Consider the following 6180-nt stretch of genomic DNA (forward strand, 5'->3'; position numbering starts at 1 on the left):
TTTAGAATGGAATATCTTCATCGTCTACAGGTTGGAATCCATCAGCACCAGAGAAGTCCATAGAGTCATTATTGGAACTATTATTATAGCCCTTGTTTGAAGAATTATTATTATCTCCCCACTCTAGAAATTGAACTCTTTCAGCTATAACTTCAGTCATGTATACTCTTTGCCCTTGTGCATTTTCATAGCTTCTTGTTTCTATTCTACCTTCAACTGCTACAAGTCTACCTTTAGAAAGATAATTTGCACAATTTTCTGCTTGTCTTCCCCAAACTACGGTCCTCAAGAAATCTGCTGTAGGCTTTCCTTGCTGTTCAAATTCTTGTCTTTTATCTCGAGATAGATTCTTATCTACTGCCAGTGTAAATGTAGAAACAGCTGTTCCATTTCCGGCTAAGAATCTTAATTCTGGGTCCGCCGTTAATCTTCCAATTAAAATCACTTTATTCACAAAGTTCGACCCCCTCTAATTTACTGTTCGTCTCTTACTACCATAAGTCTCATTATACCTTCTGTAATCTTTGCAACTCTTTCCAATTCTTTAACAACTTCAGTTTCAGAATTAAATGTCATCACTATATAGTATCCTTCTGTTAAATCATTGATTTCATAAGCAAGTTTTCTAACTCCCCATTCATCAATGTTTGTGATTTCACCTTTTGCTTCTATAATATTTTTAAATTTATCAAAAATACCATTTCTTTTTTCTTCTTCTAAAGAAGTTTCAAATATAAATACTCCTTCATAATTTCTCATCTATTTCACCTCCTTATGGACTTTGGCCCTAAAAAAAGGGCAAGGATGTTTCCATCAATATATTATACCATTTTTATAGTATATATGCAAATAAAATCTTGAGGAAACTTCCTCAAGATTTTATTATTTAAATCATCTCTTTTATAGATTCTGCAAGTCTTTTAACTCCAATTACTATTCTCTCTTCATCCATATTTGAATAATTTATCCTAAGTGTATTTTCGTTTCCACCATTAGGATAGAATGATCCTCCCGGAACAAAAGCTACTTTCTTTTCTATACATTTAGTAGCCAGGTCACGTGCATTTATACTTTCAGGTAATGTTACCCAAGTAAATAATCCACCTTCTGGCACAGTGAATTCTATATCCTCTGGAAATTCTTCTCTCATAGTTTTAATCATTAAATCACGTCTTTTACTATATACTGATTTTATCTTTTCAATATGTTCATCTAAATCATATTCAGTTAAAAACCTATCTAAAATCATCTGTGAAAAAGTACTAGCTTGTAAATCTGCACCTTGCTTTATAAGTATATATTTATTTAATACTTCATAATCTGCACAAGTCCAACCTAATCTAAATCCTGGACATAATGTTTTAGAGAAAGTTCCTAAAAATATTACTCTACCTTCTGTATCAAAAGATTTTATAGATGGAGGCATTTCTCCTTCAAATCTTAATTCTCCATAAGGATTATCCTCAACTATTGGTAAATTATATTTATTAGCAAGTTCTATTACTTTTTTTCTTCTCTCTACAGACCAAGTTCTTCCAGATGGATTTTGAAAATCTGGTATTACATAAAGTACTTTAACATTATCTGTAGTTTTTAACACCTTTTCTAGCTCTTCCACATTCATTCCATCATCATCTGTTGGAATTTCAATGAATTTAGGTTCATAAGCTTTAAATGCATTTAATGCACCAAGGTAACTAGGACTTTCGCATAATACTACATCATCTTTATCTAAAAATATCTTTCCTGTAAAATCAAGACCTTGTTGAGAACCACTAGTAATTAATATGTTTTTCATGTCTGTATCTACACCATATTTTTTCATTCTCTTAGCTATTTTCTCTCTTAAAGGATCATATCCTTCAGTAGGTCCATATTGAAGAGCTTTTGTTCCCATATCCTCTAATACTTTCATACTCATTTCTTTTATTTCTTCTACTGGAAATAATTCAGGAGCAGGTAATCCTCCAGCAAATGATATTATTTCAGGTTGTTGAGTTAATTTCAACAACTCTCTAATTTCTGATGCTTTTATTCCATCCATTCTCTTTGAATAATTTAATTTCATCATTACACCCCCACTTTTTTAAAAACGTTTTCCTTAATCTATATTTTACTAAAAATAAAATTATTTGTCCAATTACATTTTTGTTTTGTTTACTTTACTGATCATTTACAATAGATTTTATTCTCTTATCTAATTTTCTTCTTGGTATCCAAACTGTTCTATCACAACCAATACATCTTAACTTAAAATCTACTCCTGATCTCAAAACTTCCCATTTATCCTCTCCACATGGATGAACCTTTTTTAATCTTATTACATCTCCAGATTTCAGTCCTATAGTATTCATTTACTTCACCTCTATAATATTTAATAAAGACAGAATTTCTCTGTCTTTATTATACACTAAAAATATATTTTTTAAAATTATTCTTCTTTTTTGTTATATATAACTCTTTTTTGATAAGGTATCTCTATGCCTTCTTTATCAAAAGTATTCTTTATTCTTCTTCTTAATTCTCTCTCTACTCCCCACTGACTCATAGGTTTTGTTTTTGCTACTACTGATATTACAACATCAGAACTTCCTAGATTAGATACCCCTAATACAGTAGGACCTTCTAATATATCTTCATTTTCTTCTTTATATTCTTCTGCAACTCTTTTAATGACTTCTATAGCTTTATCTATATCTTCTTCATAGGCTATACCTACATCAACTAATGCACGCATTTTACCCCTAATCTTGTTAGTAACTATTTCTATTTTTCTATTTGGAATTATATTTAAAGCACCATCAAAACCACGTATTTTAGTTACTCTTAAACCAAGTTCTTCTACTGTTCCATCAATTCCATCTACAGCTATATAATCACCTACTGAAAATTGGTCTTCAAACAATATGAAAAAACCTGTTATAATATCTTCAACTAAGTTTTGGGCTGCAAAACCTATAGCTATAGCACCTATACCAGCTGCAGCTATTATCCCTTTAGTATCTACTCCAAAAGATTCAAGGATTGATATTCCTGCAATAAAATAAATAACATACTTAGATACACTTTTTGCAGTAGAAGATAATGTATCTGCTTTTGCTCCATCCATTTTATTGAAATTTGAATTTTTTCTATTATCAAAAAACCTATCGATTAATTTTTTAACTATAGCAATAAATGTTCCAGCTATAAATAAAATAAGTATTACTTGTAAAACAGTTGAAAGTACTGTTACAAGTAAGGAAGTATCCACATTAATATCTTTTAAATTAAAATCCACTTTATCACCTCTAAATTAACTTTTCTGCTACTCTCTTTCCTTCTTTTTTATAAATTTTATATATTCCTGAAGTAGAAAGATTATTTTCATGTATTATATCTTTTATCCAATTTAAATCATTATAATCAAATTTTATGGATAAACCACAACTTACAGAAATTTCTCTAGGTGTAGGAATAGTTTTAATATTAATTTTTTGACTTTTTATTTCTTTTTCTGACTTTATAGCATGATGGGTAGAATCAAATGCTATAACATACATTTCATTATTTAACAAACTTCACACCTCTTATATTGTTATTGTATTTGTAGAATTTTTTATCTTTTCAACTATAGTGTACATATTTGTAACTCCACCTACACTTAGTTTATCTGCAATATTATTATAATCTAAACATGTTCCACAAGATAATATTTCCACCCCAGCTTCTTCTAATGTCTTTAAGTCTTCTAGACATTCAGAACCTTCTACTGTAAGCTTTACTCCATTATTATAAAATACTAATGTAGATGGATATGGAAGTGATTCAGTAAGTGAATAAATGAATCCTTTTATAAGTATTTTTCCTAATTCATCATTTCCTTCTCCCATTTTATCAGAATTTATAATTATAGTAGTATCTTTAAAAAGGTTTGGTTTACAAATGTTTGTATCTTCTTCCTCTTTAACATTATCTTTTTCACCTTTAACTATATTAATAATAAAATTTTCATTATCTTTTGAAACACTATATTCTAAATTCATACTCTTAGATAATTTTGAAACATTTTCTTTAGCTACTTCATTATCTACAATTACATCTATTTCACCTTTATCCATAGATTCTAAAGCTTTCTTAGTCATTATTACTGGTTTTGGACAAGCCTGTTCTCTTGCATCTATTTCTTTTACCACGAAAATCATCTCCTCTAATCAATATATATTAATTATATCATTTTATCCACAAAAACAACCTATTATAGATATAATCTATAATAAGTTTAGTAAGTATAGAAAATTAGATTGTAAATAATTAATTATAATATCAGGATTATAAAATAAATTTCCTAAAACAGATTGATGTGTTTTGACTGAAATAAAGCTGTCTGTATTTAAAGCTATTATAGGTGTTAATAATGCATATATTATAAACACAATTAAAACTCCTTTTATAGCTCCAAATAAAAATCCTGTAAATTTATTGAAAGATTTTAATACAGGAAGTTTAAAAAATCCATCTACTATTCTTATAAATGCAGATAAAACTATGTTAATTATAAAGTACAAAAATATCATTATGGCTAGACTTATAATTAAGTTAGTAATAGTATCTGCAGAAAAAATAGCCTGATTATTCATAAAACCATTAATTTTAGGATATATATATTCTTTTATATATGGATAAAATCCAGTATATTCATTTAAAAATTCAACTAAATATGGATAAATTGCCCTAGCAATAATTATAGCTATAAATATTTTCAAAAAACTAAATAAGGATAGTATAAATCCTCTATTCCAGCCATTTAAAGCACTTAAACCTATAATTAAAATGATTATTATATCTATTATATTCATAATATTTCCTTCCTTATTTTATCTTTAGTCTATTATATCATTATTTATAGTTTTTATAAAATACTTTCAAACCACATAAATAGCATAAGTTCTCTATTACTATAAATAAAATTATAAATAAGCCAAGATATCCAAATAATGGATATAGTGTAGATATTAATTTAGAAAATCCTATGTATGATAGCGGAAAGGATAGTAAAGGTAATATAAAAGCCAAGATATTTTTATTTATATTAGTTTCTTTATTTATTCTTGTTATTAAGCTAAATCCACTTCCTATTGCTGTAGTAAACATAGCAGATAATATTATAAATGCATAAATATATAAAAACAAACTACTTATATTAGATGCTATAATTAACATAGGGACTTCAGCTCCTAATATATCATTATACTTAATTAATATAGGTATTAATATAAATAAAGCCATTAAACCTAATATACTTCCACCAAATATACCTACCTTAATTATTTGTTTTTTAGTCTTTAATAATGATTCTATTGTAACAAGTATTACAATGGAAGATAAACTATTATAACTTACGTATAATATAGCTGAAGTTATCCAATTACCATTTTTAGTTATATTAATACCATCATTATTGCTAAAGTTTAATCCATTATTGTTTATTATTAAAAATCCTATGACTACTATTCCAACAATTAAAATAGGTATTAAAATTGAATTTGCATAAGAGAGCCCCTTCATACTAAATAAAAAAACTACTAATGTTAAAAATGACATTATAATTATTCCATAAATAAAATTTATATGTAATCTTTCTTTTATTATTGTAGCTCCTCCAGAAATCATTATGGAGTAACTTATAAATAAATATAGACTTAATATTTTATCTACAATATTACCAAATCCTCTGCCTAATATCTTTTGTAATAGGTCGTCATAACTCTTTACTTTATCTTGTTTAATTCTATATAAAATTATCATAGGTATTATAGAAAATAGTATAGCTGTTATTAAAACTCCATATATTCCTTTTGTTCCATAAACTCCAAAAAAATAAGAGATCTCTTTTCCAGATGCAAATCCTGCCCCTATTATTGTTCCTATATATATAAACCCTGCTTTCATAGAATTCCTATCCATTAAAAAACCTCCTCTAAACATTTTATATGTTTAAAAGGAAGTTTATTATAAATATTTAAGCTTTATTTTCCGACTTTATATGACAATTTCCCGGGAAATTATTAAAAATGAGCATAAAAAAACCAGCAACGTCCTACTCTCCCAAGGCGTTACCACCTAAGTACCATCAGCGCTGAAGGGCTTAACTTCTGTGTTCGAGATGGGAACAGGTGTGACCCCTTCGCTATCGTCACT

At 27.5% G+C, this 6180-nt stretch carries 9 protein-coding genes and 1 rRNA gene; all 10 read right to left on the bottom strand.

Annotation, left to right across the window (positions count from 1 at the left end; translation table 11 throughout):
• Position 1: 1 nt before the first annotated feature.
• The 10 genes from E0D94_RS00810 to rrf all read right to left on the bottom strand — a co-directional run bounded on the left by E0D94_RS00810 (position 2) and on the right by rrf (position 6180).
• A complete protein-coding gene (locus E0D94_RS00810; RefSeq protein ID WP_130805417.1) occupies positions 2–454 on the bottom strand; it encodes a single-stranded DNA-binding protein in 453 nt (150 codons plus the stop codon).
• 20 nt (positions 455–474) lie between these two features.
• Positions 475–759, bottom strand: a complete 285-nt coding sequence (gene rpsF / locus E0D94_RS00815; RefSeq protein WP_130805418.1) for a 30S ribosomal protein S6 — start codon at positions 757–759, stop codon at positions 475–477.
• A gap of 127 nt (positions 760–886) precedes the next feature.
• The gene (locus tag E0D94_RS00820; protein WP_130805419.1) at positions 887–2068 is read right to left on the bottom strand and encodes an aminotransferase-like domain-containing protein; all 1182 of its coding nucleotides are present in this window, start codon (positions 2066–2068) and stop codon (positions 887–889) included.
• A gap of 94 nt (positions 2069–2162) precedes the next feature.
• Positions 2163–2354, bottom strand: coding sequence for a DUF951 domain-containing protein (locus E0D94_RS00825; RefSeq protein WP_130805420.1), 192 nt, complete (start codon positions 2352–2354; stop codon positions 2163–2165).
• A 77-nt stretch (positions 2355–2431) separates the two neighbouring features.
• Positions 2432–3280 carry a mechanosensitive ion channel family protein gene (locus E0D94_RS00830; protein WP_242620451.1) on the bottom strand — a complete coding sequence of 283 codons (849 nt, stop codon included), beginning with the start codon at positions 3278–3280 and terminating at the stop codon, positions 2432–2434.
• Positions 3281–3290: 10 nt separating this feature from the next.
• Positions 3291–3557, bottom strand: a complete 267-nt coding sequence (locus E0D94_RS00835; protein ID WP_242620452.1) for a putative Se/S carrier protein — start codon at positions 3555–3557, stop codon at positions 3291–3293.
• A gap of 12 nt (positions 3558–3569) precedes the next feature.
• Positions 3570–4175 (bottom strand): sulfurtransferase-like selenium metabolism protein YedF, encoded by a 606-nt coding sequence (gene yedF, locus E0D94_RS00840; RefSeq protein WP_130805421.1) that lies wholly within the window; start codon positions 4173–4175, stop codon positions 3570–3572.
• A gap of 75 nt (positions 4176–4250) precedes the next feature.
• Positions 4251–4838: a CvpA family protein gene (locus E0D94_RS00845; protein WP_130805422.1), complete on the bottom strand. Its 588-nt coding sequence runs from the start codon at positions 4836–4838 to the stop codon at positions 4251–4253.
• A gap of 40 nt (positions 4839–4878) precedes the next feature.
• Positions 4879–5946, bottom strand: a complete 1068-nt coding sequence (locus E0D94_RS00850; RefSeq protein WP_130805423.1) for a YkvI family membrane protein — start codon at positions 5944–5946, stop codon at positions 4879–4881.
• A 120-nt stretch (positions 5947–6066) separates the two neighbouring features.
• A 5S ribosomal RNA gene (rrf, locus tag E0D94_RS00855) occupies positions 6067–6180 on the bottom strand.

The organism is Senegalia massiliensis, from assembly GCF_900626135.1.
GTDB lineage: Bacteria > Bacillota > Clostridia > Tissierellales > SIT17 > Anaeromonas > Anaeromonas massiliensis.